The following is a 25,854-nucleotide window of genomic DNA, read 5'->3' as shown; positions in this document are numbered from 1 at the left end:
GCCGGTGCCAGTGAACGCGGGATGCGGTTCACGTCACGCCTCGTTTTTGCGATTTCCCGGCAGCAAAGGGAGAAAGCTGTTTTCTGACGAAGTTTTCAATGGTTGCCGAAGTCCTCTTTTCGATCACTTCCTTCAGGCGTTCCAACGGCACTTCGGCTCTCGCCATGGCGCTGTGTCCCCCGGCGGTACCCAGGGAATCAAAGGCCTTGCGGATTACCTTGCCCGCGTCTTTGCGATAACCGTCGTTCCGGATGATGACGATGAGGTTGTCGTCGTAGATTCCGGAAACGATGCTCCATGAAATGTCATGAATTTTTAAAAAAAATTCAGCAAGTTCCACGAGTATATCGGCCGACGGCACTTCATCGAGGTGCGCAAACAAGCGATCCTTGATGATGTATTTTCTTTCGAAGGCCTTATCGAAGACCTTGAGATCCTTTAACGACAGATCGGAGATCTCTACTTTTCTCAATATGTTATGATCTGCAAGCGGAAAGAGATAACGAAATGCCTCGATGTCCTCGACGATGGTGTGCCTCTCGAAGCTGCGCGTGTCCGTCTTGATCCCGTAAAGCAGGGCCGTTGCCAGGGTCTTCGACGGCTTGATGCGGGCGGCCTTGAGGTATTCCGTCATGATGCTCGAGGTGGAACCGTACTCTGGGCGCACGTCCGAAAACAGTGAAGCGAACGTTTCATGGAGCGGGTGATGGTCGATCACCGCCGTGTACGAAAGCTGCCTGAAGAAATCGTTGTGGTTGGGTTGTCCATCGACCAGGACGCATTTGGTGAACGGTTCGGAAGGAACTCTGCGCATGAGCACGAGGGGCAGCTTGAGCAGTCGGGCCATGGTGATGTTGTTCAGCCGCTTGATCGGACGGATCATCCCAATGGTTGCGGACTGCACCCTGTGCCAGAGAAGGCGTTTTACGGCGAGAGCGGAGCCGATGGCGTCCGGGTCGGGATCGATGATGATGAGGACGCTGTCCTTCGAATGGAAACAGGAATGAAACTCGGCGAGCCGCTCTTTTGCGGGACGCCGTTTAGCCGCGCGCCTGAGGGTGCTTGAAGTCGGTCTCTGATCCATATCGACAAGATAAACAATAAAGTCGTGTCTTGGGAAGGAGGAGACAAAAAAAGGGCGGTTTTCCACCACCCTCGAGTATTCGGTGGAGCGGGAAACGGGATTTGAACCCGCGACTTCAACCTTGGCAAGGTTGCACTCTACCGCTGAGTTATTCCCGCTCAGCTGCAAGGCAGGAAGCTAGTTCAGAAGCGATTCAAAGTCAAGGGAAAAGTAAACGCGGATCATCAACGTCTGATAATATATATTATGTCAACTAACATAAGATCAAGGTAAATCGGCGTGGCGTAATGAAATGCCGCGTGCCTTCGGTTCAATATGCCAACCACCGCAGAGACCCGGCCTCTTTCACGCCTTTTCCAGCACGATGCGGTGCCGAACGAGATTCATCTCTTTGATGGCGGCCTCCACCCAGCGCTGCTCTCCGAATATGTCCATCAGGTAAACGACGTTGCCTTCGGGTCTGAGGATGTCGACATTTGCCATGAGGAGCTCCTCTTTCCCATCCTTCATCAAATACGCGTTGGCTTCACACACTGCGAACACCTCCCGTCAAACGAATGCGGCACTGGGCCGGGAATGCCGGAGCCCCGAGGAACGGGAACACCCTTTCGAGGCTCCGGGCCGCTAGCGGCGTCGGGTCAAAAAAAAAGCCGGGCAAGACCGGACAGGCACAACGCCCGTCAAAGCCTTCCTGGCTTTGTTCGACCGAAGCAACTTGCTTGATCCGCCGTGTCGATGCGTGCATTTGCGGGGCATACGGCATCCACGGCCCGCCATCGTCATCGCGCGGCTACAGAGCGCAGCTACAGAAGTTTTATCAACAACTTCAATTAGATATGAATCGAGCAGCTTCTTGCTGCAGATTGTCAGGCCTATGCATCACCTGGTCAATTTATAGCAGCGAGTGAGGCGGCGGTCAACCTGGAATGTCAGGCTGCATGGCGTCGCGGCACAGCGCTCGGCTTTTCTTCATTGACATGAGGGATGGATTGAACTATTGGTGGAAGCGATACTGTGGAGCGGGAGGATCCGGTATAACGCCTGCAGGGATGAGCCGGAGGGGTTCTCGTTCCGAAGACAACCAAAACCTGTATATTCGGATAACGGTCAAGAAGGCCGACATGCGTGTCGGCCTTCTTTTTTTTTGGGGGGGTGCGCCCGGCAGGGCGAATCTGCCCGGAGGTGGAGCATTTGTCTCCGATGGGGTCAGTCCTGAAAATCTCAAGATGCACGGAGCGGTTTGTGATGGCGAAAACCGGGGGCTATCCGATTTCGTGCGCGGTGGAGGCGATTTCAAACGGCGATGTGGCGAGGATTTCGCGCTGATGCACTTCTCGGACAATGAAGGTGACAATCTTGGGAGGCCCTGCTCTCCCCCCGGGCAGAGATCCCGGGTTTGCATTCGTATCCGCCCGGATATTTTGAGGACATTCATGCGGAGGTGAGTTCATGGGCAAAGAGTGAACGCGGCTGAAGATTCTGATTGTCACGAGGGAGATGATGAAAACGGTCGTCTGGAAAATGGGTTGCTTCGATCTGATCTCGCAGTGAGGGGGATGAAATGAGAGAGATTGAAAAGGTGATGTACCAGGAGAAACCGCCCGCGGCAGCGGATCCGGACACCCTGCTGTTCGTCCAGGTGGATCCGGAGAAGTGCCAGGGATGCGGTGAGTGCGACAATCATTGTCCGACGGGTGCCGTCCAGGCCAGGGACCCGGCCGGCGTCCGGCATGTGGTGAGCCCCGCGGCGTGCATCAACTGCGGGCAATGCCTTGTGAATTGTCCGCACGGCGCCGTCTACGAAACAGTAAGCTATGTGGATGAAATCACCGCCAGGCTCAAAGACCCGGCCACGGTGGCCGTATCCATGCCGGCCCCGGCGGTACGGTACGCTCTGGGGGAGTGCTTCGGCTATCCGACCGGTGCTTACGTGGGCGGCAAGATGCACGCAGCGTTGAAACAGCTGGGGTTTCGCTTTGTCTGGGACAACGAGTACACGGCCGATGTGACGATCATGGAGGAAGGCACCGAGCTTTTGCAGCGCATCTCGAAACCGGACAGGCATAAACCCCTTCCGCAATTCACGTCGTGTTGCCCGGGCTGGGTGAAGTTCATGGAATGTTACTATCCCGACCTTCTGCCCCACCTCTCCACCTGCAAATCCCCGATCGGCATGCTTGGCGCGCTGGCAAAGACCTATGGCGCACAAGAGACCAAGACCCCTCGAGACAGAATGTACACCGTCTCGATCATGCCCTGTATTGCGAAGAAATTCGAAGGGCTCCGGCCGGAGATGGCTGCCAGCGGGTGCAGGGATATCGATGCAACGATCACCACCCGAGAGCTGGCTTTCATGATCAAGCAGGCGGGGATCGATTTCAAAAGTCTTCCGGACATGGCGCCCGACCCGATACTCGGCATGTCCACCGGAGCGGCGACGATATTCGCCACGAGCGGCGGCGTGATGGAGGCCGCGCTGCGCCTGGCCTACGAGGTCCTCTCCAAACAGAAGCTCCCCTCCCCCGACATAAAGGTCGTTCGCACTCACGAAGGGATCAACACCGCGGACATCAAGGTGCCGCGTTTCGGCACCGTCAAGGTGGCGGTGGCGAGCGGGCTGGCCAACGCCGCGAAGCTTTGCGATGAAGTCAGGGCGGGGAAATCTCCCTATCATTTCATCGAGATCATGACGTGCCCCGGCGGCTGCGTCAACGGCGGGGGGCAGCCCATGGACCCGCGCATCCGCCAGGCGTCTTTGTTGAAGCGAACCATCGCCTCGGTCAAAAAGAGGTACAATTTGAGAACGACAGGTTAACGGGAGACGATCCATGCAGAAGACGACAGTCCAAATGACCAGACGAGCGTTTATCAGGGCCGCGGGTCTCGCCGCGGGCTACGCCCTGGTGGGATTTCATTTGACGAAGGATGCCCTTGCGGCGGCCCTGGACTTTGCGGGCCTGAGGCAGAAGGCGGTCTACCAGGCGGATGCGGAGATTTACAAGTCCAGGAAATCTCAGGACAATCCGATGGTCAAGAAACTCTACGACAAGAATCGTGGATTCCTGGCCAAGGGCCCCTGCGGGCACAAGTCGCACGAGCTCCTGCACACTCACTACCAGGACCGGAGTGCGGGCGTGAAGGCCCTGAAAAGTGTCGGGGTCAAGCTGAAAATATGATGTCGATGCTTTCCAGGGCACATGCATCTTTGAGAGCCAATGCGGGGCGGGGCGAAACCGGGCCCCGCTCGTTACAGTCTTCACTTTGTTATCTGCAAATACACCTTTTTCTCTTGACATGCACAGTGGCTTCGGCTAGAGATACGGGCAATTTATAGGCATCCCGGCTGAAGCTGGGCGGTCTTTGATCTGAAAATCAGTGTTGACTACTTGAGGCCAAGAAGGTCTATGCGGCATTCATTCGTGCCGTCCGGACCATCTTGGCCTTTCTTTGTTTCGGCGGACCGTGGAGCGCGGTCCGGCGGCGTCAGAGCGCGCATTTGCGCAGGTCTTGTCTTCCCTGTTCATTTCGGCTGTGTCCCGATGTTCGGGGCACGTGTAAAGGAGGTGAGGCGTTCACGAACGGTTATGAGAACATGCTGCAGTCTTAAATCGCGTTCACACTCCGACGAATTTTCATTTGGGAAAGCGACGAGGAATCCAGTGAAGGAGACAACAGATGAATGGATGCGAATGCACTCCCACGGATGCCGCACTGGTGAAAGGATTGGCCAGGATCATCGAGCCCTACAGGGGACAACCCAACAGCTTGATACAGGTTCTGGCCAAGGCCCAGGAATATATAGGATACCTTCCGAAATGGGTCCAGGTGCAGGTTGCCGAAGGCCTGGGCCTCTCCCTCCAGGAAATATACGGCGTAACGACCTTTTACGCTTTCTTTTCCTTGATTCCAAGGGGAAGACACAAGCTCAGCGTTTGCGCCGGGACCGCCTGCTACGTCAAGGGAACCAAGAACGTCTTGAAAGGCGTGCGTGACGCCATCGGGATCAAGCCCGGCCAGACCACTCCCGACAGCCGGTTCACCATGGAGATCGTGCGATGCATCGGCGCCTGCGGCCTGGCGCCCGCCGTGATCGTCAACGGGAAGGACGTGCACGGTCGCCTGGAGGCGGAGCAAATCCCCGAGATCTTGAGCCTTTATGAATAAGCCGGAACCGTCCAAGCGTGCGGTGAGGGCTCCGGACCGTCAAGCGGCAGAGCGAATGCGGGCGGGAACGGAGTCGCCCATGCTGAGGGTGTCGGCAGTCATACGGAGGATCGTTACATGAAATCACTGGACGAACTGGCAATCATCAAGGAAAGCGCTCAAGAAACCCTGCAGATTCGGTACGGCAAGCCGGGTGTCCTCCACAAAGCGCATATCATGGTGTGTGGCGGCCAGGGTTGCATATCTTCAAAATGCGCAGAGGTGGTGGACGCCATCCGGGAGGCGCTCAAGAAGCACAACTTTTCGGACCATGTGAAAGTCGTTTTGACGGGCTGCATGGGCCCCTGCGACATGGGACCGGTGGCCGTCGTCTTTCCGGACGCCGTGTTCTATCGAAGGTTGAAACCCAAGGACGCCGAGGCGATCGTCCTCGAACACATCATCGGCGGGCAACCGGTGACCAGGCTGCTTTACAGGGTTCCGGGCGAAAAGGACCCGGTTCCCTCGATGTATGACATCGAGCTGTTCAAGAAACAGGAAAGGATTGTTCTTCGGAACACACTCTACATCGATCCCCTTTCCATCGAGGAATACATCGGACGGGACGGCTACGCGGCGCTGGCGAAAGCGCTCACCCGAATGAGGCCGGGGGAGGTCGTTGAAGAAATCAAGAGATCAGGACTTCGCGGGCGTGGAGGAGCCGGGTTTTCGACGGGCATGAAGTGGTCTTTCTCGGCCGCTGCCGCGGGGACTCCCAAGTATGTGGTGTGCAACGGCGACGAGGGGGACCCGGGTGCGTTCATGGACAGGTCCGTGCTTGAGGGCGATCCGCACAGCGTTATCGAAGGCATGGCCATCTGCGGGCGCGCCATCGGCGCGGAGCAAGGCTACGTGTATGTGCGCGCGGAGTACCCTCTTGCGATTGAAAGGCTTGAGCACGCCATCAGGAAAGCCCGTGAATTCGGGCTGCTGGGGAAAGACATATTCGGGACGGGTTTCAATTTCGATATCGAGATCCGGATCGGTGCCGGGGCTTTCGTCTGTGGCGAGGAAACCGCCCTTTTGGCTTCCGTCGAAGGACGCAGAGGCGAGCCGCGGCCGCGGCCGCCGTTCCCGGCGATCGAGGGAGTGTTCGGCAAACCGACGGTCATAAACAATGTCGAAACCTGGGCCAACATCCCCGCGATCATTTTCAAGGGGGCGGACTGGTTCGCCTCAATCGGAACCCCGAAGAGCAAGGGGACCAAGGTTTTTGCCCTGGCCGGCAAAATCACCAACACCGGCATAGTGGAGGTGCCGATGGGCACCACGCTCCGGGAAATGGTCTTCGACATCGGAGGGGGAATACCGAAGAAGAAGGAATTCAAAGCGGTTCAGACAGGGGGGCCTTCCGGCGGCTGCATTCCCGCCCGGCACTTGGATACCCCCATCGACTACGATTCACTCGGGGCGCTTGGCGCCATCATGGGCTCCGGCGGCATGATCGTCATGGACCAGGACACCTGCATGGTGGACATTGCAAAATTCTTCCTGGAATTCTGCGTGGATGAGTCCTGCGGGAAGTGTTCGCCGTGCAGAATCGGGACCAAGAGGATGCATGAGATCCTGGAGCGCATCAGCACCGGGCACGGCAGGGAGGGTGACATTGAGCTGCTGGTGGAACTGGCCACCACGATCAAGACGACTGCCTTGTGTGGTCTCGGCCAGACGGCCCCCAACCCTGTGCTCAGCACGATCCGATACTTCCGGGATGAGTACGAGCAACACATCAGGGATCACGTATGTGTGGCCAAGGTTTGTGACTTCGCCAACGGGGATCCGGACGCTTCAGAATGAGAGCACACGGGGTTTGGAGGAAGATGAAAATGATATCGCTCATGATCGACAAACAGAATGTGTCAGTGCCGGAAGGGTCGACTATCCTCCAGGCGGCCGGGAAGATCGGCGTAAGGATACCGACTCTTTGTTACCTGAAGGACATCAACGTCATCGGAGCCTGCCGGATCTGCATGGTCCAGGTGCAGGGAGCTCGAACCATGATGGCGGCCTGCGTCACTCCGGTGACCGAAGGGATGATCGTGCGCACCAATACCCCGGAGGTGATCGCCGCGCGCAGAGTGGTTCTCGAACTGATTCTCTCCGATCATCCGATGGAGTGTCTCACGTGCGTCCGAAACCAGAACTGTGAGTTACAGAGACTGGCGGAGGAATTCAATATCAAGGGAATCCGCTTCGACGGCGCCAGGACCGAATACGGCATCGACGATTCCAGCCCGGCCATTCAAAGAGACCCAAGGAAATGCATTCTCTGCCGGCGCTGTATTTCGGTTTGTTCCGAAGTTCAGGGCGTGAAAGCGCTCACCACCGGCCATAGGGGCTTCAACACCCTGATCGCCCCCGCGTTCAACGAGAGACTTGCCAACGTCGAATGCGTCCAGTGCGGACAGTGCTCGCTCGTCTGTCCCACGGGGGCGATTCACGAAGTGGACGATACGGAAAAAGTCTGGGCGGCTCTGGCCGATCCGAAAAAACACGTCGTCGTCCAGACCGCACCGGCAACGCGGGTCCAGGTGGGAGAGACAATGGGGGCAGCCCCCGGCAGCATCGTCACCGGACAGATGGTCGCAGGGTTGCGGCGACTCGGATTCGACAAGGTCTTTGACACCGACTTCACCGCCGACCTGACCATCCTGGAGGAAGGCAACGAGTTGCTTCAGCGCCTCCAAAACGGCGGCGCGCTTCCCATGATCACTTCGTGCAGTCCGGGCTGGATCAAGTTCGCCGAGCACTTCTACCCCGAGTTGCTGCCCCATCTTTCCACCTGCAAGTCGCCGCAGCAGATGTTCGGCGCTCTGGCCAAGACCTATTACGCTCAGAAGGCGGGGATTGATCCGTCCGACGTCTTTGTCGTGTCCGTCATGCCCTGCACGGCCAAAAAATTCGAATGCATTCGACCCGAGATGAGGAGCAGCGGCTACCAGGATGTCGACGTGGTGCTCACTTCGCGTGAGTTGGGCCGCATGTTCAAACAGGCCGGTCTGAGCATGGAAAACCTGCCGCCCGAGGAATACGACGCTCCGCTGGGGATCTCCACGGGCGCAGGCGAGATATTCGGAGCTTCTGGCGGCGTGATGGAGGCCGCCCTGCGCACCGTGTACGAGGTCGTCACGGGCCAATCCCTGGAAACCATCGAATTCAAGGAATGCAGGGGGCTCGACGGAGTGAAGGAGGCCACCGTCCAGGTGGGCGCCCTGCCCGTCCGGGTTGCAATAACCAATGGGCTTGGCAATGCGAGGAAGGTGCTGGAAAAGATCCGGGAAGGCTCCTCGGACCATCATTTCATCGAAATCATGTGCTGCCCGGGAGGGTGCGTCGGAGGCGGCGGCTCCCCGATCCCGACCAACAAGGAGATACGCCTCAACAGGATCGATGCCGTGTACCGGGAAGACGAGCGAATGGCGCTTCGCAAATCGCACGACAACCCGGCCGTGGCGGAACTCTACAAAGAGTTTCTTGAAAAACCGCTGGGACACAAATCGCATCAACTGCTTCACACTCACTACACCGAAAGGGGATTGAACAAAACTTGAGCGACGCGGAGCCACAACGGGCGTTTGCTCTCGATCAACATCAGCTTCCTGACAGGCGGTCGCCGAACGGTCTCCTCGAGGGTTCCAGTTGGATGATCTGCGAAAGAAGGCGAAAGGCGCTTTCCTGATTTCAAGGAGATCAAAGGAACCGGCCCTTTTTTCGGCGAAAAAAGGGCCGGGTATTTTGAAGGATGAATCATGCCGGTTGAGAGAATCGGGGCGGTGGGAATCCTTGTTGAACGCGATGAGAGCGCACACGAGATCAACAGGATTCTGAGCGAGCATCGGGGAATTGTGGTCGGGCGGATCGGAGTCCCCTATCGCAGGCGCAACGTGGCGGTAATAGCTCTCATAATCGACGGTTCAACCGATGAAATCGGGGCGATGACGGGGAAGCTGGGCAGACTGCCCGGTGTCCGGGTCAAGACTTCACTGCTGACAAAGTGAAACGAAACGGATCGGGATTCCGTTCGGAAACGCGAGTTCCTTACGGATTCCAAATGAGTTTACCGCATCGAGGGAGTCCGCTTCTTCAGGGGCTTCCGCAACAAGCGAGGAGTCATCGCCATGGCAGCGCAAAAAGGAGATTTCATCGACGACCGAAGGATCGTGCAATTGATCGAGTCCGCGAAGGCCGGTGTGTCGAGGGAGGAAGTCGTGCGCATCATCGAGAAGGCTTCCCAGTCGGACGGTCTCACCCCCGCCGAAGTTGCGGTTCTGCTCGAAGTTCAGGCGCCCGACCTGCTCGAAATGATCTACCGGACCGCCCAGGACATCAAGGAGCAGATCTACGGGAAGAGGCTGGTATTGTTCGCCCCTCTCTACATCAGCGATCACTGCGTCAACAATTGCGTCTATTGCGGCTACAGGCGCCACAACCGTTTTGAGCGTCGAAAACTCACGATGGATGAAATCAGAAAAGAAATCTCCGTTCTCGAAGAGATGGGGCACAAGCGCATCGCTCTCGAGTGCGGCGAACATCCCGAACAATGTCCCATCGACTACGTGCTGGATGCGATCAGGACCATTTATGAAGTCAAGGTGAAGAACGGCAGCATCCGGCGTGTGAACGTGAATATCGCCGCAACGAGCATCGAAAACTTCAGGCTGTTAAAGGAGGCCGGAATCGGGACATACATCCTTTTCCAGGAGACCTACCACCGTCCCACCTACGCGAGGGTGCACCCGTCCGGTCCAAAGAGGAACTACGACTGGCACACCTGCGCTTTCGACCGCGCCATGGAGGGAGGCATTGACGACGTGGGGTTCGGCGTGCTGTTCGGGCTTTACGACTACAAGTATGAAGTCCTTGCACTGTTGCTGCATGCCATGCACCTGGAAGAGGCCTTCGGGGTCGGGCCTCACACCATTTCCGTTCCGCGGCTGAGACCGGCGGCCGGCGTCGACTTGAATAAATTCCCCCACCTGGTCGCAGACCGCGAATTCAAGAAAATAATCGCCGTGCTTCGACTTGCTGTGCCTTATACCGGGATGATTCTCTCCACGCGGGAGCCTGCCCGGTTCCGCGATGAGCTCATTTCGGTGGGTATCTCGCAGATCAGCGCCGGTTCTTGTACGGGGGTCGGCGGGTACTGCAAGGACAACAATCTGGACCGGGAAGAACAGAGGCTGCAGTTCGCCATTGAAGATCATCGGACCATGGATGAAGTCATCATGAGCGTCTGCGAATCAGGCTACATCCCGAGCTTCTGCACGGCCTGCTATCGAAAGGGGCGCACCGGGGACCGTTTCATGCAGCTTGCCAAGACCGGGCAAATTCAGGATGTCTGCCAACCCAACGCCATCCTCACCTTCAAGGAATTCCTGCTCGACTACGCGGGCCCCGAACTGAAGGCCGCGGGTGAGTCGGCCATTCATCGACATCACCAGTTGATCGCCAACCGGAAGGTGCGACGAATCACCGAGCAGAGATTGGCTGAGATCGAACACGGCACAAGGGATCTCTATTTCTGAGTCCGCGCGTTCGATTGTTTCGGGGACTGACGCGGCCCAAAACCGGCTGATTCCCGGATCTTTCGCAGCCCTGCCGGTAAAAGGTTGACCGACATGGACGCCAAGCGCCGTATCATCGATTTGTTGGAGGAAAAAGACGAGGCCACGCTGAGAATTCTGATGCTGCGCGCAGACGCGGTGAGGCGGCGATTTCTCGGCGATGCGATCCACCTGAGGGGGCTCATCGAGTTCTCGAACCATTGCAGGCGGGACTGCCTCTACTGTGGGCTGCGAAGGAGCAACAAGAACCTCGTCCGCTATCGCATGGCTCCCCGGGAGATATTCGCACAAGCGGCGGAAGCCGCAAACCTGGGATTCCGGACCGTCGTATTGCAGTCCGGAGAGGATCCCGCCTACACGATTCGAGCTCTTTGCTCTCTTGTCCGCGAGATCAAGAGCGAACTCAGCCTTGCCGTAACGCTCTGTGTCGGCGAACGAACAAGAGAGGACTTCCTGAGACTGAAACAAGCCGGAGTCGACCGGTACCTTCTGCGGTTCGAAACCTCGGACCCGTGCCTCTTCAGGATTCTGAAACCCGATTCGGACTACGAGCGACGCTTCCGCTGTCTCGAATGGTTGAAAGCAATCGGTTTCCAGGTCGGTTCCGGAAACATCGTGGGACTTCCGGGTCAAACCATGGAAAGCCTTGCCGAGGATATCCTGAAATTCAGGGAAATGCGCCTGGACATGGTCGGGCTTGGCCCTTTCATCGCCCACCCCGACACCCCTTTGCAGGGCAGTCGGAATGGGTCCCTGGACCTGGCGCTGCGCGTCGTGGCTCTCACGAGGATCATGACCCGGACCGCGCACATGCCCGCAACCACGGCCACGGGGACCATTGACCGCGAGGGCAGGCAGAAGGCGCTTCAATGTGGCGCGAACGTCCTTATGCCCAACCTGACGCCGGTCCGTTACCGGAGGCACTATATGATTTACCCGGACAAGGTCGGGGTCGGCGAGGACCCGGCCAGGTGCCGGTCCCGTGCTGAAAGCATGGCGCACTCTCTTGGCAGAACGGTGGGGCTCGATGAGGGGCACAGCCTTGGACCGCGTTCCGCCGGTCTTGATGTTCGGAAGCATCATGCATAGGCCTCTTTGCGCGGGAGAACACAATCCAGGCCCTGGTTGAATCTGCATGGAGCCGGGCATGCGCGCGGCCTTCGACATGGGACAGGAGAAACATCGGGATGACCTGGGGGGACGGTTCTTGATGAAGATAGCCGTGATCGACGGTGAAAGCGGCACGATCGGAGCGACTGTTGTCACAAAGATCAGGCATACGCTCGGGGAAAGGATCGAGATATGGGCTCTTGGTACCAATGCCATCGCTACCGACCGGATGATGAAAGCCGGAGCGAATCGGGGCGCGGCCGGCGAAGCCGCCATAACCCGTTGTGCCGGACAGGTGGACATCATTGTGGGTTCAATATCGATTCTCGTCGCCCATGCATTTCTCGGAGAGGTGACGCCTTCCATCGCCGAGGCCGTGGGCACGGCGGAAGCCCGGAAGCTGATCCTCCCGATATCGCAGGAATCAGTGACGGTTGTGAGCACATTCCCCGAGCCGCTGCCTCACATGGTCGAGGGCCTGGTGAAGCTTCATCTCGCACCGCTGGTTGATGCCGCGGACAAGAACCGGAAGCCCCATTGAGACAAAATCGACAGTCATTGCTCGCCTGTGCTTCCGCTTCCCCGAGATTGCGTGTCGTGTGCCTTTCGTTTTGGTATACTGAACAGCGGTGACCATGTCCGACCGTTTTTTGGACTTTTACGGGAGAGCCATCGCGTGGGTTCGGGAATGCCCCTCAAGACGCTGGCCAGGATGCTTTCATACATCGGCCGGCACTCACCCGGAGAATTCGGTTTGTACTGGAACCCCGACGGCACCATGCCGTGGAAGGAATTCTACTGGGCGTTGCAGGAAGACGAGGCATTGCGGTTCGTTCGCGAGTCGCATGTCCGGGAGATCGCACTCCAGGGGCTGGAACTTCCCTTCAGCCTGGAAAACAACCGGCTCCGCCTGATCGGCCCTGCGGCGCCACCCGAATACCCCGTCAGCGAATTCCTGCCCGGGAGATTGTTTTATGCCTGTCGCCGCGCGCACCTGGAGGTGATTCGTCTCCGCGGGCTGCAAGCGTCGGGACGCCCGTACGTGCTGTTGTGCACGGAACGGGAGCAGGCGGTGCGGATTGCAAAGCGGCGCGAAGCGGAACCCATCGTCATTGAAATCAAGGCTGAAGAAGCGCGCGCGGCGGGCACCCTGTTTCGCAAGGCGGGCGCGACAGTCTACCTTGTGGAATGCGTTGCCGCGGACCATCTGGTGTTTCCGCTGCTGCGGGCGTTGCCGGAGAGAACCGCCTCAAAAGGCCGGCGGGGGGAGCACGGGATGCGATCTCCCGCCGTTCCGACCGCTCCGGGCTCCTTTCTTGTTCAGCCGGGCGACATCGGCGCGACCACGGAGGGCGGCAAGAAGACGAAGGGCCGCGGGGGCGCCGACTGGAAGAGAAAGGCGAGGAAAGATCGACACAAGCGCAGTGTTTGAGGCGGGCGGGAAGCCGCCCGATCAGGCGATTCCGCCTCCGAGATAAGCGGCCTGGACTTCCGCATTGGCGATCAGCGCGGCGGAGTCGTCTTCTATCACCACGTTTCCCAGCTCGAGCACGTATCCGCGGTGGGCGAGCTTGAGGGCCGCCCGTGCGTTCTGTTCCACCAGGACGATGGTGACGCCCGAACGGTTGATTTCGCGCAGGGTCTGCAAAATGGTCATGACCAGCAACGGCGCAAGACCGAGGCTCGGTTCATCCAGCAAAAGGATCTTCGGGCGGCTCATGAGTGCGCGCCCGATGGCCAGCATCTGCTGCTCCCCGCCGCTCAGAGTGCCGGCAAGTTGTTCGCGGCGCTCCGAAAGGATCGGAAACAGCTCGTAGATCCAGGCCAGGGTCTTTGAGATCGCCTGCTTGTCCTTGCTGACGAAGGAGCCCAGGTTGAGGTTCTCGCGCACTGTCAGCGTGCCGAATACCCTTCGCCCCTCGGGGACCTGGGCGATTCCGAGCTTCACGATGGTGTGAGCCGGAAACCGATGGATGGGAGCGTCCCGGAAAGAAATCGATCCTCCGGACGGTTTCACCAGGCCGCTGATGGTGAGCAGAGTGGTCGATTTCCCGGCGCCGTTGGCGCCGAGGATGGCGATGATGTCTCCTTCCTCGACCCGGACATTGATTCCGTGGATCACTTCGATGTTCCCGTATTTCACGCGCAGGTCTGCCAGTTCCAGAAACGCCATTTCACCACTCTTTTTCGGTTCCGAGGTAGGCTTCAATGACCTTGGGATCGTTTTTCACCGCCTCGGGCGATCCTTCCGCGATTTTCGACCCGTATTCGAGGACCACGATCTTCTCGCATACCCTCATGACCAGGGTCATGTCATGTTCGATGAGAAGAACCGTGATGCCCGTGTCTCTCAACTTCGAAATCAGGGCAACGAGCCGGCGTGTCTCCTGCTCGTTCATCCCCCCTGCCGGCTCATCGAGGATCAGCAGCTGAGGGCCGGTGGCCAGGGCGCGGGCGAGCTCCAGAAGGCGTTGATTTCCGTAGGAGAGGTTCCGGGCAAGTTGCCCGGCCTGGGCACGCAGCCCCACGAAGTCCAGGGCCCTCACCGACCTGGTGAGCGCCTCCCGTTCCTCCAGGCGCTGCCTGCGCGTATGGAACATCGACGACAACACGCCCGAACGCATCTGGCAGTGGCAGCCGGCAAGAACGTTTTCGAGCACCGACAGGTTCTGAAACAGCCGGATGGTCTGGAACGTTCTTGCAATGCCCAGGGACACGATTTTGTGGGTACGCATTCCCAGGATGGAGCTTTGGCGAAACATGATTTCGCCCTGATCGGGAAGGTAAATTCCCGTAATCAGGTTGAAAACGGTCGTCTTGCCCGCCCCGTTGGGACCGATCAGACCGACGATTGACCCGGGTTGGACATCAAAAGAGAGGCTGCTGACGGCGGTGAGGCCCCCGAAGTTCTTCGTGAGCCGCTGCAGACTCAGGAGGCTCATTCCCCGCCCTCCCCTTCGGGCAACGCGGGAATGGCGTATGGGCGCGGTCGTGCCGGCAGAAGCCCCTGGGTCCGAAACACCATCATCACCATCATTGCCGCCCCGAAAACCAGCATCCGCGCGTTCGCGAACTCCCTGAAGACCTCCGGCAGCCCGACGATCAGAAAGGCTCCGACCAACACTCCCGGGATGCTTCCGGAGCCGCCCAGGATGACGATGGCGAACATCACGACGGATTCCCAGAATGTAAAGGAATCCGGCGAGATAATAGTCATTTTTGCGGCGAAGAGATTGCCCGTCATACCGGCCCAGGCGGCCCCGATCACGAACGAGGCCAGCTTGTAGTGAGCGGTGTTGATGCCGCTGCCCTCGGCGGCGACCTCGTCTTCGCGCAAGTAGTTCAACGCGCGCCCGAAGCGGGAGCGTTCCAGGAGGTGAAAGAGCAGCACGGTGATCGCGGCAAACGCCCAGATGAGGTAGAAAAACTCCAGGGGCGTGCGGATTACGAACCCGAACAGGGACGGCCTGGATATCCCGAAAATGCCGTTCGAGCCCCCGGTGATGCCGAAGACGTCATTGATAAGCGCGATGCGCACGATTTCCCCCACACCGATGGTCACGATGCACAGATAGTCCCCGCGCAGATGAATGATCGGTTTGGAAACGACCAGGGCGAAGAGCCCCGCCGCGAAACCGCACACGGGAATAAGCAACAGCACCGGAACCTGGAACTTGGTGTTGAGGATGGCGGCCGTATAGGCTCCCACCGCGTAGAATGCCGCGTGACCGAGGTTGAAAAGCCCGGTGTGGCCGACAATGAGGTTCAGGCTCAGCCCGAGGATGGCGTAGATGCCCACGCTGTTGAGCACATCAATCCAGTAGGCGTTCAAAAACAGCGGCAGACATGCAAACAGGACCGCCGGTATGCCGATCGACTTGAGTTGCCTGATCATACCTTTTCAGCGACGCGCTCGCCCAAAAGACCCGTGGGCCTCACGATAAGGATTAGAATCAAAACGCAGAACGCTATTGCGTCCTTCCAGGCGAAAGACAGGTAGGCGGCGCTCATCGATTCGATGAGACCGAGGAGGATTCCCCCGACCATGGCCCCGGGGATGTTTCCAATGCCTCCGAGGATCGCCGCCGTAAAGGCCTTGAGTCCGTATCCCCAGCCCATGGTGAAATTGATCTGCCCGTAGTACAGGCCCACCATCAAGCCCGCTGCGCCTCCCAGGGCCGGTCCGACCATGAAGACCAGGAGGATCACGCGATTGACGTCAATTCCCATCAGGCGGGCCGCGCCCTGGTCTATGGCGGCCGCCCGTATGGCGGTTCCGATCCGGGTTTTTTGAATGAAGACAAAGAGGCCGGCCATCATGATGACCGACGCCCCCAGGATGAGGATGCGCACCAGCGGGATATCGACGCCCAGCATGTGAATGGACGCCTTGGGCAGAATATCCGGAGGATAAACCCTGTACCTGGCCCCGTAGATGAGCATGATCGTGTTCTGGAGAAAAATGGAGGCGCCCAGGGCGGAAACCACTGCCGAAAGCCGCGGGGATTCCCGCAGGGGGCGATAGGCCACCCGGTCCAGCAGCGCGCCCGCGACGGCCACCAGCCCCATCACCATTGCGGCCAGCACCAGGGCCCCGCCCAGAGGACCGAGCCGGTCGACCAGGAGCAGGGACGACAGGAGGGTGAGGCCGAGATAGGCGCCGAGTGTGAACAAATCGCTGTGGGCGAAATTGATCAGTTTCAGCACGCCGTAGACCATGGTGTAGCCAAGTGCAATGAGGGCGTAGATTGACCCGACAGCCAAACCGTTTGTCAACTGCTGGAAGAACTGTTCCATTCGCCGTTGTTTTCAAAAGAGGTGAATGAAGAAAGCTGCAGCACACGATGGAAAAAGCCCTTCGTGCGCTGCAACGGAATGGACCCGGACCTAGGGTTGGAGTATGAAGAGCCCCTCTTCATTGACTTTGTAGACACGATACACTTCGCCGACGCGGTCACCTTTGTCGTTGAAGGAGATCTTACCGGTCAGGCCCGGAAAGTCCTTCAGGTTCTTGTGGAGATAATCCGCCACCTTTTCGGTGTCCGTCGAATTGGTCTTGGCGATCGCCTCCAGCGCCACCCGCAAACCGTCACCGGCGAGCACCGCATAGATGGAATTCGGGGGGTTGCCGTATTTTTTCGTGAACGTGGCCAGGAACGCCTTGGCATCTTCGGAGGGCAAATCCTTGGGCAGAGGCGCGCTCAGAAAGTAAAACCCGGCCGAAGCGTCCTTCCCGGCGCTCTTCACCAGGTCGGGATTGTTCGTGGCATCGCCGCCCATGAAGGTCACCTTCCAATTCATCTGCTTGGCCTGCTTGAGCAGGAGTCCCGCCTCGCCGTAATACCCTGTGAAGAAGACCATTTCGGGCTGGAAGGATTTCATCTTCGTGAGCACGGTGGTGTAGTCCTGCTCCTTGGGGGTGAGTGCGTCGAAGAACACGATTTCAACGCCCTTGTCCGCGGCGAGCAGACCTTTCGTCTCGTCGGCGAGGCCCTTGGCATATGTGCTGTTGTCGTGGAGGATCGCGAGTTTCTTTACGCCCAGCTTCCGGATGGTTTGAGCTGCAACCTTGGCCTGTTCGTCGTCACGGGGGCAAGTCCGCAGGAAATACTTGAGGCCCTTTTCCGTCAACCGGATTGCGGTGGAACCGTTGGCGATCTGGATGATTTTCTGTTCGTCGAAAATATTCTGGCTGGCTTCCGTCACGGCGGAGCCGTAGGTGCCGATCACCACCGTCACCTTCAGGGCGGCCAATCTCTGCGCGGCGAGAGCGGCCGTCTGCGGAACGCCTCCGTCGTCCTCGGTGATCACTTCGATCTTCTTCCCCGCCACACCCCCCTTGGCGTTCACCTGTTCGGCCAGCAGATCGCAGACCTGCTTCATTTCGGCACCTTCGCTGGCCCAGGAACCGGTCATCGGAGCCATGAGTCCGATCTTGACCGTTTCCGCGGCGTGTGCGCTGCCCAACATGATGAACAATGCCAGAACGACGAAAGAAATCCTCTTCATGACGTCCTCCTCATTGAAGTGTGAAAGCATGGAATCAAGGACAAGTCTTGCCGAATCCGGTTTTTCGCCTCGGGAAGCGTGCGAAAAAATAACAGGCGGCCGGCTCGATGTCAACGTCAAGGGTGGCTGGAACCGAGGTGCGGAGGCCCCCCCTGGCAGTGCGTTCCAAACATCCCCCCTGTGCAGGCCCCGAAGCTTCGAAACGCTCGATGCCCGCTCTTGCAGGATTGATGAAAGGCGTTCCTTTCCGACATTGCCGAAGGGCCTTCGCGAGAGGAATGGAAGCGCTTGTGATGCTGCCGGTGGTCCCCCTTCGTTTCACAAATCGAACGTCGCGTATTATAATGCGATTATGGGACAAATGAAAGGGCGAGGATCAACACCGCCCGATTGTTCCATCCGGCCTCACGGCCTTCGGGAGTATCCGTGCATTGAGCCTCGCACGAAGGAGCCGACATGGATTCTGACCTTGAAAGACGCGTGCAGCAAACGGGATTGTGGCTCTACGAATTGATCGAAGGGGAGTCTCCATCGGTCTTCCGGAAGGAATTCTGGACCGGCAAGATGCTGGAATGGTGCATGCAGAATGAGGCCTTCAAGGTCGAGATGTTCCGGTTCGTGGATGTTTTTCCCTATCTTACCCGTCCCGAATCCGTGGCACGGCACGTGCAAGAGTACTTTTCCAGGCCCGGCGTGAACTTCCCCGCGGTCCTCCAGTGGGGGCTGAGAGCCGTTTCCCCCGGGTCGCTCACTGCCAAGGTGATCGCCAGAAGCATCACGCACAACCTCCACAACATGGCAAGACAGTTCATCGTCGGCTCGAATCCTTCCGAAGCCCTTCCGAATCTCGAAAGGCTTCGCGGCCAGGGCATGGCCTTCACGATCGACCTGCTCGGTGAAGCCGTCGTTTCCGAGAAGGAAGCCGAGGAATACGTGAGCCGCTACCTGGAGCTGTTCGACATCCTCGACGAGGCGCAACGGAAATGGCCGGCAATCGGCGGGGGGGCCCAGCAGGCGGACTGGGGACACGCGCCCAAGGTGAACGTCTCCATCAAAGCCTCGGCGATGTATTCTCAGATGAGCGCCCGCTCGTTCGAAGATTCCGTCGCCCGATCGAAGGAAAAGCTGCGGCCGATCCTGCGGAAGGCCCTGGCCACCGGGTCCTTCGTCAATCTGGACATGGAACGGCATGCGCTCAAAGACCTTACCCTGGCGCTTTTCCGCAGCTTGATGGAAGAGGATGAATTCCGGGACTATCCACACGTGGGCATCGTCATCCAGGCCTATCTCAAGGACAGCGAGCGGGACCTGGAGGAAATCCTCGGATGGGCGAAGGCGACCGGCCGACATTTCACGATACGCCTGGTGAAAGGGGCTTACTGGGATTCGGAGGTCATCTGGGCGCGCCAGAGCGAGTGGCCCGTTCCCGTGTTCACTTCCAAGCCGGAGACCGATGCCAATTTCGAAAAACTGGCCGACCTCATCATGGAGAATCACCAGTGGGTGTCGCTGGCCTGCGCCTCTCACAACATGCGTTCCATCTCCTACGTGATGGAACGCGCCAGGGACTTGTCCGTTCCCGCCGGTCGCCTGGAATACCAGGTGCTCTACGGCATGGGGGAGCCGGTGCGCAACGCCCTGCGCAAGGCCGGACTGCCGGTCCGGCTCTACACTCCGGTCGGGGACATGATTCAGGGCATGTCTTATCTCGTTCGCAGGCTGCTGGAGAACACAGCGAACGAGTCGTTTCTGAGGAAGAGCTTCTTCCAGGGCGTATCCCGTGAACTGCTGCTCCGCAATCCGATGGACGTTCTTGCGGAGGAGCGGACGGCGGGCCCCGTTCCCGCCCGCGATGCACCGGAATACGGCGACAAAGGCCCCTTCTGCAATGAACCCTGCTTCGATTGGACGATTCCCGAGCACCGGGCCGGCTTTCGGGACGCACTGGATCGGGTCCGCGCAACCTTTCCCATCAAGGTGCCGTTGACCATCGGAGGCTCAAGATTCGACACCCCCGTGCGCCTTCGATCGGTAAACCCGAACCGCGCGGAAGAGATGGTCGGTGATGTGGCCGGTGCCGGACCGCTGGAAGCGGATGCGGCGGTGGAGGCGGCCAAAGCCGCTTTTGCGGCGTGGCGCGACACGCCCCCCGGGGAGCGCGCCGAGTATTTGTTCAAAGCGGCGGCGGCTGCCCGGAGGATACGATACGACCTGGCCGCGCTGCAGGTGTACGAGGTGGGAAAGGCGTGGAGCGAGGCCGATGCGGACGTCTGCGAGGCCATAGATTTCCTGGAGTATTACGGCAGGGAAATGATCCGATTGAGCCGTCCGAAGAGGATGGGACACGCCCCCGGGGAGATCAGCCACCTGTTCTACGAGCCGAGAGGGGTTGCCGCAGTGATCGCCCCCTGGAATTTCCCGATGGCCATATCGACCGGAATGACCTCCGCCGCGCTGGTCACCGGGAACACCGTGGTCTACAAGCCCGCCTCCCAGTCTCCCGTGGTCGGTTCGATGGTGATGAACGTCTTCGAAGAGGCGGGGCTGCCCAAAGGTGTCCTGAGCTTTCTTCCGGGACCCGGCGCCCAGATCGGCGACTACCTCGTTCATCATCCGGACGTAGCGGTGATCGCGTTCACCGGCAGCAAGAAGGTTGGACTCGACATCATCGCCCAGGCCAACCGGGATGCGGAGCGTGCCGGCCACGTCAAGACCGTTGTCGCCGAAATGGGGGGAAAGAACGCGATCGTCGTGGATGCCGATGCCGATCTGGATGAAGCGCTTGCGCAGATCGTTCACTCGGCGTTCGGCTACCAGGGGCAGAAATGCTCCGCTTGCTCGCGCCTGATCGTCCTCGAGGAGATTTACGACAAGCTGGTCGAACGGCTGAAGGCCGCCGCCGAAAGCATTCACCTGGGCCCTCCCGAAGACCCGAAGAATCTGATGGGGGCCGTGATCGAAGCCGGCGCGCGGAAACGAATCATGGAATACATCGAGCTCGGGCGCAAGGACGGCACGGTACTCGTGGAGCGGACCGTTCCGGGAAACGAGGGCTTTTTCGTGCCGCTCACGATCCTCGCGGACCTCCCGCCGGATCATCGCCTGGCCCGGGAAGAGATTTTCGGTCCGGTCCTGGTGGTCTTCAAGGTCAAGGATTTTGCCCGGGCGATTGAAATCGCCAACGACACCGAATACGCCCTGACCGGCGGGGTGTTCTCCAGGAGCCCGGCCAACATCGACCTGGCCAGGCGCGAGTTCCGCACCGGCAACCTCTACATCAACCGCGGCTGCACGGGAGCCGTCGTGGAAAGGCATCCGTTCGGAGGGTTCAAGCTTTCGGGCATCGGCTCGAAAGCAGGGGGGCCGGATTATCTCCTTCAGTTTATGGTGCCTCGCAACGTCGTCGAAAACACCCTGCGGCGCGGCTTCGCACCCGCGGATGAATAGCGCGATCGCATCGGGTCGCTCACGACCGCCCATCCGCCGGTCGGGGAATCCCCGCGCTATTCCTCCAGTTTCTTAAGAAGCCGATAGCCGCCGTCTTCGACAATGCTGTATCTTTCACCCTCGTATTCGAAGAGGTCCTGGTACGAATACGGGAGATTGAGATCCTGCGCCGCGGACATGGTCTCCAGCAAGAAGGAGATCACCCTCGCGTACTCGGGGATCAACAGGAACTCCTGGTACAGAATCCGGATTTCCTGGGAGCCGAAAAGCTCTTTGAGCCCTCGCGTCTCGAAATACCCCTCTTCAGTGTTGGCGACCAGATCGATGATCTGGTGGGGCTTGCTGCTGTTCTGGATCCTGAGCAGAACGCTCGATTCCTGAAAATCAGGGATCAATTCCATGTGGCAGTCCTTTTGGATGTCAACCCTTGGACTTTCCCGTCGGCTTCGAATCTTCCAGGCATGACGAACGGAAACAACACTCTGTCTGGTCGCAATAGTCAACCGCGGTGCCGTAACAGTCGAAGTTGCCTTCCTTGAGCTGTATATCGCGAATGAGCTGCGCCTTGGTTTTCCCGAATGACTTGACTCCCTTGCTCTTCGCCATTGCGCGGACTTCCTGCATTTTCATCGGATACCTCCTTCCGGTTTATTTTCCAAAATCGTGCCGCCAGAAGAAATCCACACCGCTTTGCCGGGTGCCGCCGATCTCAGTCTGCACGGACAGATGACGATTGAAACGATACTCGATTTGAACCTGATTGCCGTCTTCTCCAAGAACTCCCCTGCCGTAGTTCACGTATAGATCGGGAGTGATCTGCTTGCCGATTTCGACTACCCCTCCCTCCCCCTTCCCGCTCGAAGAGGCGGAGGAACCGCTCAGCTCATTCTTGCCGGTTGAGCTCCGGTATCGCAGAGTGTCCGGGGCAAAACGGCTCTCCCCGAACGCCTTTTTCAAAGCGGCGGACGCTCCCGAGCCCAGCCACGATGCCGCTCGGTCCCGTAATTGGAACTTTTGCCCGGAGCTCAGATCACCCGCGGGATGGTCGAACAGCAGGTAGGAGAGTATGTCCACCCGGTTCATTGTCGGAATACTGGCGAGCACCAGCTTGGGTTGGCTGATCGGTCCCGTCACGTGCACCTGGACGATTACGTCCTTGACCTGCTTTTCGCAGAGGATGCGCAACGCCGGATCGGGCTTGGGAGTTCCCAGGAAAACGACCTCTCCCTGCACGATTTTCAATTCCTTGTCCTGGAAAGTGTACGTCCCCCTGGTGGTCTGAAGCCCGCCGACCAGCCTTACCGGACCGTTGACGGATTTTTCTATTTTCAGGGAGCCCACTATTTGAGCGTTCAGGCCTTTCCCTCGGACCGCCATCCCGGAAGCAGGCAAATCCAGCACGACGTCGGTTTTCAAACTACTATAATAACGGTCATGCGTTTTATCACTACTCCCGATCTCGACAAAATCGCTTTCCGCATCTCCCTCAACCACGGTGATGCTCCTGGCAAGGTCGGATTCCAGCCGGCCAAGGTTCATCTCGGCGTCGGAAAGGAGCAGGTTGCCGCTCAGTTCGATTCCTTGCGGAGTTCGAGAGAGATCGGCCTTTCCCGAGATTTTTCCCTCGATTCCATAGACCTTGGACACCCTCAGGTCGCGTCCGGAGGCCGAAAGCTTCGCGGTCTGAAAAGACGGATAATCCAGTCTGCCCGTAAGCTCCACGTGTCCCCCCAGCACCTTCATGCCGGCTCTGTCGATTTGAATCTGCCTGCCGTCGGCATGCCACTCCACCTGGATGTCGTCCACCGGATTCGGCCATGCCTTCACGGTGACCCGACCATCGCGCCAAGCCCCCGAACCTTTGAGAAGCGGCTGATCGATGCTGCCCCCGCAAAGGATTTCACCCTCGATTCGGCCCCCGAGACCCTCCAGCGCCGACAGGTAGGGCAAAAGCCGCTCGGCGTTCAATGCGACGACCTTAAGGGAGAGCGCCATCTCTGCGGATCGACGAACCTCGAACTGCATCGGCACGATGCCGACCGTCACCGGCACTTGGCCTTTCAAGCTCAACGGGGTCGCCGAACCGGGCAGTCCGATCTCGCTCTCAAAACTGAAAACGTCCCTGGCCAAAGTCCCCTGCAGGCGGACCCGGTCGATGGATTCCCGGTTTCGGAACATGCCGTTGACCAGCTGCACGTCAACCCTGGCTTCGGGCTGTTCGGAGCGGCCGCTCAACGAAACCTGCCCGGCGACGGTGCCTCCGGTCAGCTCGGTCACTCCGAGAACGGAAGCCCATTGCCCGGCATTGATGCCTTCCGCGACAAGTCGCAAATCGCACTTCGATTCCCTGGATGCCTCGCCGCTGACCCGTATCTTCTGCCTGCCCTGCTGAACGTTCAGCGAATGGATCTTGAAGTGCTCCGCGCCGAGATCGATTCTGCCGTCCACCGTGCCGCTCTGCTCCCTCCACTTGAACTCCCCCCGATCGACGACAAGCGTGCGCGGGTCGGTCCAGATTTTCTCCAGGCGCCCCTTCAATGTGGCGGACAACTGGCCGAGCACTCCCTCGCTCTTGAATTCAAACCGGCACGCATCGTCCTGCTGCTGCAAGTCAAGGCTCAGCGAGCGCGCTTTCTTTCCGTCCAGGACGACATTGACGCCTTTGACCGAAACCTCGCGCCGGCCTTCCCTGCCCAGGATGTTTCCCTTTCCTTTCACTGCGACCTGCTCGGCCCGGACGGAACCATATTGCAGCAAGGGCGACTGGATCGTGCCTTCCCAGGAAAAATCAGGGTATTGTCCTTTCAGGTTCCCTTTGGAGGTCAGCCTGCCTTTGGCGTTCCAGCCGGGAATGAGAAGGGAGAGCTTCTGCAGATCCATTATTTCGGTTTCATAATCAAGGTTCAGTTTCTCGTTGCCATATTTGCCCGAGGCCTTAAGCGAGGCCGTGTCCGGGATGTTCACATCCCCTTCGAGCTTTCCTTCCCACTTTTGCCATTTCCCGAGATCGCCCGCGCCGTATCGGCCGTCGAAACGAAGGGCTCCTCCCGTCTTCTGCCGGAACTTGGTGAAAACCCGGTCGAGCCTGGCCTGGTCGATCCGCAACTCCGCCTTGATACCGCCGCTATGACGGGCGTCCCACGCACCGCGATAATCGAACGTTGCGGAGAAGCCGAAATCGGCCAGGGTACTCTTGATCGAATTCCCGGTCACCGACAGCTTGCCGCGATCGAAAGCGGCCGTGATTTCGCCGGACACTATGACGTGCTCGCCGAACTTGGAAGGGTTGATGCGATGCCTGAAACCGCCCGTCAGCCCCTCCCAGTCGGACCCCGTCACATCCAGTTCGAGCGCCCCGAACAGATGGGTTTCAGGAAACTGCTCGCCGCCCGGGAGATTCAGGTCGGAATACTCGAGGAGCCATTTGATCGATGGCGTTCCAGTTCCCGGCAGCTGGAGAAATTCGAGCTTGCCCGCAAAATCGCCCAGATTCGTGTTGATCTCGTGATCGAGGACAAAGGCTTCCGTCTTGTGGTCCAGGACGAGGCGGCCGGAGACCTCCTTGAGGCGGGGAAGCCCACCGTGCCCGCTCACAAAAGAGTCGACGGGAAAACCGTTCAACAACACCGTCGCGGCGCCTTGGTAGGGAGGACGGAGCTCCCAGTCGCCCCGGCATTCCACCGAGCCCTTCTCCCGCAGGGAAAATCGAATCCCCCCGGAATGCACCGCTCCATCCGAGATTTCGGCATTCCCGGTCAGTTCCCAATCGCCCCAGGCGGGCAAATCGGCGCGTCCCTGCCATTGTCCGAAATCGACCTTGATCCTCACCCCATCGGGATCGCGAATCTCTCGCAACAACAAAGTCCCCGTCACCTCACGAATGGCCAGGACCTGTCGACCATCCTGGCTGGCATCGACAGCTCCCCCGATGACGCGCACCTTCGGAAGCACCACGGGAAGAAGGCCGAGGCCTTTCTCCGGGGAACCATCGGCCGCCCTGCCCCCATTCAGGGCAGGAATCCGGAACTCTCCCTTTCCACGGCTTTCAAGGTGAAGCGCGGGCTTTTCAAGAACGATTTCCCGGGGCCGGACGGGCGGCCATTCCAATGCAATTCCGTAGCTGATCTCGGCGTGCCGGCATTCGAGCAGATTCCTGTCCGCCGCTTTCACCGTGAGATCGACCAGCTCGAGCTTCGAGAACGGCCACCACCGGTAGGATCCGATCCGGACACTGTAGCCGGTCTCTCCTTCGACTTCGCTCACCAGCCGATCGATCACCATCTTCTGGACAACGGGAAGGTGAAGGCCGAGAATGAGGAGCAGCGGAACGACCAGGCAGAGCAACACGGCCCCTATGAGAAGGCGCAAAGGGACGTTCCGCTCGCGAGATCCTTCCCTGGTATGGGTCGTCTTGTTCACGACGTTGTCTCCATTTGC

General features: G+C 59.0%; 21 protein-coding genes and 1 tRNA gene. 11 read left to right on the top strand and 11 right to left on the bottom strand.

Annotated features, from left to right (window positions below):
• Window positions 1-28: 28 nt before the first annotated feature.
• The 3 genes from SFUM_RS04425 to SFUM_RS04415 form a co-directional block, all read right to left on the bottom strand.
• Entirely contained in the window at window positions 29-1,084 is a 1,056-nt protein-coding gene (locus SFUM_RS04425; protein ID WP_011697721.1) for a DHH family phosphoesterase, read from the bottom strand.
• Window positions 1,085-1,167: 83 nt separating this feature from the next.
• Window positions 1,168-1,242 (bottom strand) — tRNA-Gly (locus SFUM_RS04420).
• Window positions 1,243-1,429: 187 nt separating this feature from the next.
• Complete coding sequence (locus SFUM_RS04415; protein ID WP_011697720.1) at window positions 1,430-1,618, bottom strand: CooT family nickel-binding protein; 189 nt, start codon at window positions 1,616-1,618, stop codon at window positions 1,430-1,432.
• A 1,027-nt stretch (window positions 1,619-2,645) separates the two neighbouring features.
• Between SFUM_RS04415 and SFUM_RS04405 the strand changes: the two genes are divergently transcribed.
• The 10 genes from SFUM_RS04405 (at window position 2,646) to SFUM_RS04360 (ending at window position 13,393) form a co-directional block, all read left to right on the top strand.
• Complete coding sequence (locus SFUM_RS04405) at window positions 2,646-3,899, top strand: [FeFe] hydrogenase, group A (protein ID WP_011697718.1); 1,254 nt, start codon at window positions 2,646-2,648, stop codon at window positions 3,897-3,899.
• A gap of 13 nt (window positions 3,900-3,912) precedes the next feature.
• Window positions 3,913-4,260 (top strand): iron hydrogenase small subunit, encoded by a 348-nt coding sequence (locus SFUM_RS04400; protein ID WP_011697717.1) that lies wholly within the window; start codon window positions 3,913-3,915, stop codon window positions 4,258-4,260.
• A 499-nt stretch (window positions 4,261-4,759) separates the two neighbouring features.
• The gene (locus tag SFUM_RS04395) at window positions 4,760-5,248 is read left to right on the top strand and encodes an NADH-quinone oxidoreductase subunit NuoE family protein (protein ID WP_011697716.1); all 489 of its coding nucleotides are present in this window, start codon (window positions 4,760-4,762) and stop codon (window positions 5,246-5,248) included.
• Between the two features lie 117 nt (window positions 5,249-5,365).
• The gene (gene nuoF / locus SFUM_RS04390; RefSeq protein ID WP_011697715.1) at window positions 5,366-7,084 is read left to right on the top strand and encodes an NADH-quinone oxidoreductase subunit NuoF; all 1,719 of its coding nucleotides are present in this window, start codon (window positions 5,366-5,368) and stop codon (window positions 7,082-7,084) included.
• Between the two features lie 23 nt (window positions 7,085-7,107).
• Window positions 7,108-8,838 carry an NADH-dependent [FeFe] hydrogenase, group A6 gene (locus SFUM_RS04385; RefSeq protein ID WP_011697714.1) on the top strand — a complete coding sequence of 577 codons (1,731 nt, stop codon included), beginning with the start codon at window positions 7,108-7,110 and terminating at the stop codon, window positions 8,836-8,838.
• Between the two features lie 198 nt (window positions 8,839-9,036).
• On the top strand, window positions 9,037-9,285 hold the full coding sequence (locus SFUM_RS04380) for a TM1266 family iron-only hydrogenase system putative regulator (protein WP_011697713.1): 249 nt from the start codon (window positions 9,037-9,039) through the stop codon (window positions 9,283-9,285).
• A 120-nt stretch (window positions 9,286-9,405) separates the two neighbouring features.
• A complete protein-coding gene (gene hydG, locus SFUM_RS04375) occupies window positions 9,406-10,812 on the top strand; it encodes a [FeFe] hydrogenase H-cluster radical SAM maturase HydG (RefSeq protein ID WP_011697712.1) in 1,407 nt (468 codons plus the stop codon).
• A gap of 93 nt (window positions 10,813-10,905) precedes the next feature.
• Entirely contained in the window at window positions 10,906-11,940 is a 1,035-nt protein-coding gene (gene hydE, locus SFUM_RS04370; RefSeq protein WP_011697711.1) for a [FeFe] hydrogenase H-cluster radical SAM maturase HydE, read from the top strand.
• A gap of 58 nt (window positions 11,941-11,998) precedes the next feature.
• Window positions 11,999-12,502 carry a DUF3842 family protein gene (locus SFUM_RS04365; RefSeq protein ID WP_011697710.1) on the top strand — a complete coding sequence of 168 codons (504 nt, stop codon included), beginning with the start codon at window positions 11,999-12,001 and terminating at the stop codon, window positions 12,500-12,502.
• 135 nt (window positions 12,503-12,637) lie between these two features.
• Window positions 12,638-13,393, top strand: coding sequence for an RNA 2'-phosphotransferase (locus SFUM_RS04360; RefSeq protein WP_041439819.1), 756 nt, complete (start codon window positions 12,638-12,640; stop codon window positions 13,391-13,393).
• Window positions 13,394-13,414: 21 nt separating this feature from the next.
• On the opposite strand, the gene SFUM_RS04355 is transcribed toward SFUM_RS04360, so the two are convergent.
• From SFUM_RS04355 to SFUM_RS04335, 5 genes are all read right to left on the bottom strand, one after another.
• Window positions 13,415-14,134 (bottom strand): ABC transporter ATP-binding protein, encoded by a 720-nt coding sequence (locus SFUM_RS04355; RefSeq protein ID WP_011697708.1) that lies wholly within the window; start codon window positions 14,132-14,134, stop codon window positions 13,415-13,417.
• Between the two features lies 1 nt (window position 14,135).
• Entirely contained in the window at window positions 14,136-14,903 is a 768-nt protein-coding gene (locus SFUM_RS04350; protein WP_011697707.1) for an ABC transporter ATP-binding protein, read from the bottom strand.
• Window positions 14,900-15,856: a branched-chain amino acid ABC transporter permease gene (locus SFUM_RS04345; RefSeq protein ID WP_011697706.1), complete on the bottom strand. Its 957-nt coding sequence runs from the start codon at window positions 15,854-15,856 to the stop codon at window positions 14,900-14,902. The genes SFUM_RS04350 and SFUM_RS04345 overlap by 4 nt, the downstream gene beginning before the upstream one ends.
• Window positions 15,853-16,758: a branched-chain amino acid ABC transporter permease gene (locus SFUM_RS04340; protein WP_011697705.1), complete on the bottom strand. Its 906-nt coding sequence runs from the start codon at window positions 16,756-16,758 to the stop codon at window positions 15,853-15,855. The genes SFUM_RS04345 and SFUM_RS04340 overlap by 4 nt, the downstream gene beginning before the upstream one ends.
• Before the next feature lie 90 nt (window positions 16,759-16,848).
• A complete protein-coding gene (locus SFUM_RS04335) occupies window positions 16,849-17,970 on the bottom strand; it encodes a branched-chain amino acid ABC transporter substrate-binding protein (protein WP_011697704.1) in 1,122 nt (373 codons plus the stop codon).
• 456 nt (window positions 17,971-18,426) lie between these two features.
• On the opposite strand from SFUM_RS04335, the gene SFUM_RS04330 reads away from it, so the two are divergent.
• The gene (locus tag SFUM_RS04330; RefSeq protein ID WP_011697703.1) at window positions 18,427-21,417 is read left to right on the top strand and encodes a proline dehydrogenase family protein; all 2,991 of its coding nucleotides are present in this window, start codon (window positions 18,427-18,429) and stop codon (window positions 21,415-21,417) included.
• 56 nt (window positions 21,418-21,473) lie between these two features.
• On the opposite strand, the gene SFUM_RS04325 is transcribed toward SFUM_RS04330, so the two are convergent.
• The 3 genes from SFUM_RS04325 to SFUM_RS04315 are packed head-to-tail and all read right to left on the bottom strand — an operon-like array spanning window position 21,474 to window position 25,836.
• On the bottom strand, window positions 21,474-21,818 hold the full coding sequence (locus SFUM_RS04325; protein ID WP_011697702.1) for a hypothetical protein: 345 nt from the start codon (window positions 21,816-21,818) through the stop codon (window positions 21,474-21,476).
• Window positions 21,819-21,837: 19 nt separating this feature from the next.
• On the bottom strand, window positions 21,838-22,047 hold the full coding sequence (locus SFUM_RS04320) for a hypothetical protein (protein ID WP_011697701.1): 210 nt from the start codon (window positions 22,045-22,047) through the stop codon (window positions 21,838-21,840).
• 18 nt (window positions 22,048-22,065) lie between these two features.
• Window positions 22,066-25,836: a translocation/assembly module TamB domain-containing protein gene (locus SFUM_RS04315; RefSeq protein ID WP_011697700.1), complete on the bottom strand. Its 3,771-nt coding sequence runs from the start codon at window positions 25,834-25,836 to the stop codon at window positions 22,066-22,068.
• Between the last annotated feature and the right edge of the window lie 18 nt (window positions 25,837-25,854).

The sequence above is a fragment of the Syntrophobacter fumaroxidans MPOB genome (genome assembly GCF_000014965.1).
GTDB lineage: Bacteria > Desulfobacterota > Syntrophobacteria > Syntrophobacterales > Syntrophobacteraceae > Syntrophobacter > Syntrophobacter fumaroxidans.
The sequence above is the reverse complement of the archived record's forward strand: the minus strand, read 5'-3'. Positions and strand labels throughout refer to the sequence as shown.

Coding starts and splice junctions, on each gene's coding strand:
- hydG (WP_011697712.1), top strand. CDS start 9,406: ATGGCAGCGCAAAAAGGAGATTTCATCGACGACCGAAGGATCGTGCAA.
- nuoF (WP_011697715.1), top strand. CDS start 5,366: ATGAAATCACTGGACGAACTGGCAATCATCAAGGAAAGCGCTCAAGAA.
- SFUM_RS04395 (WP_011697716.1), top strand. CDS start 4,760: ATGAATGGATGCGAATGCACTCCCACGGATGCCGCACTGGTGAAAGGA.
- SFUM_RS04320 (WP_011697701.1), bottom strand. CDS start 22,047: ATGAAAATGCAGGAAGTCCGCGCAATGGCGAAGAGCAAGGGAGTCAAG.
- SFUM_RS04350 (WP_011697707.1), bottom strand. CDS start 14,903: ATGAGCCTCCTGAGTCTGCAGCGGCTCACGAAGAACTTCGGGGGCCTC.
- SFUM_RS04325 (WP_011697702.1), bottom strand. CDS start 21,818: ATGGAATTGATCCCTGATTTTCAGGAATCGAGCGTTCTGCTCAGGATC.
- hydE (WP_011697711.1), top strand. CDS start 10,906: ATGGACGCCAAGCGCCGTATCATCGATTTGTTGGAGGAAAAAGACGAG.
- SFUM_RS04355 (WP_011697708.1), bottom strand. CDS start 14,134: ATGGCGTTTCTGGAACTGGCAGACCTGCGCGTGAAATACGGGAACATC.
- SFUM_RS04405 (WP_011697718.1), top strand. CDS start 2,646: ATGAGAGAGATTGAAAAGGTGATGTACCAGGAGAAACCGCCCGCGGCA.
- SFUM_RS04345 (WP_011697706.1), bottom strand. CDS start 15,856: ATGATCAGGCAACTCAAGTCGATCGGCATACCGGCGGTCCTGTTTGCA.
- SFUM_RS04365 (WP_011697710.1), top strand. CDS start 11,999: ATGCGCGCGGCCTTCGACATGGGACAGGAGAAACATCGGGATGACCTG.
- SFUM_RS04340 (WP_011697705.1), bottom strand. CDS start 16,758: ATGGAACAGTTCTTCCAGCAGTTGACAAACGGTTTGGCTGTCGGGTCA.
- SFUM_RS04335 (WP_011697704.1), bottom strand. CDS start 17,970: ATGAAGAGGATTTCTTTCGTCGTTCTGGCATTGTTCATCATGTTGGGC.
- SFUM_RS04380 (WP_011697713.1), top strand. CDS start 9,037: ATGCCGGTTGAGAGAATCGGGGCGGTGGGAATCCTTGTTGAACGCGAT.
- SFUM_RS04330 (WP_011697703.1), top strand. CDS start 18,427: ATGGATTCTGACCTTGAAAGACGCGTGCAGCAAACGGGATTGTGGCTC.
- SFUM_RS04385 (WP_011697714.1), top strand. CDS start 7,108: ATGAAAATGATATCGCTCATGATCGACAAACAGAATGTGTCAGTGCCG.
- SFUM_RS04400 (WP_011697717.1), top strand. CDS start 3,913: ATGCAGAAGACGACAGTCCAAATGACCAGACGAGCGTTTATCAGGGCC.
- SFUM_RS04425 (WP_011697721.1), bottom strand. CDS start 1,084: ATGGATCAGAGACCGACTTCAAGCACCCTCAGGCGCGCGGCTAAACGG.